Raw genomic sequence first — 597 nt, 5'->3', positions numbered from 1 at the left:
ATAAACAAAAAGGCTCATTACTGAGCCTTTTTCCATTAATTATCGACGTTGTCGTTACAGCTTTTTGATAAACCGACTTTCAACTTCGATAGTGAATTCGTTGCTCTTATCGGTGAGTATAAACTGAATTGTGGTGATCGCAGAGTTTAGCTTGTCAGGATCGGCACCAAGGCTCATTGGCAAGTTCAACACTTCCCCTGGCTCAACTTGAATTGTTTGTTTGCCGTACCAACTCACATCGTTCAATCCTTTTACATCCAGATTGTATTCTTGGACTTGTTGAGTTTTGTTGATCACTTTGAGGGTGTAGGTGTTTTCTACTTCGCCAGCGCTGTTCACGCGGAACAGTTGGTTACGGTCGCGAATCACGCTCATGCCTGCAGGATCGACGGCGGCGATTTGAGCAAAGAACAGTCCAATCATCACTAAGAGTACCGCGCCGTAGCCCAGTAGTTTAGGTCGCATCACTTTGGTGTGTTTGCCCGATAGACGGTGTTCGGTGGTGTAGCTGATTAAGCCTTTTTCGTAGCCCATGCGATCCATGGTGTTGTCACACGCATCAATACAAGCGCCACAGTTGATACATTCATACTGCAA

The 597-nt window shown here is 45.6% G+C and carries 1 protein-coding gene; it reads right to left on the bottom strand.

Translation table 11 applies throughout. The annotated features are described in order from the left end of the window. Positions 1–54: 54 nt before the first annotated feature. Positions 55–597: FixG Ig-like domain-containing protein (locus tag R8N49_RS28785; RefSeq protein ID WP_318190655.1), on the bottom strand; the 543-nt coding region annotated here is incomplete at its 5' end.

The sequence above is a fragment of the Vibrio sp. 1978 genome, from assembly GCF_033344345.1.
Note: the sequence above shows the minus strand (reverse complement) of the source record. Positions and strands in the feature narration are given on the sequence as shown.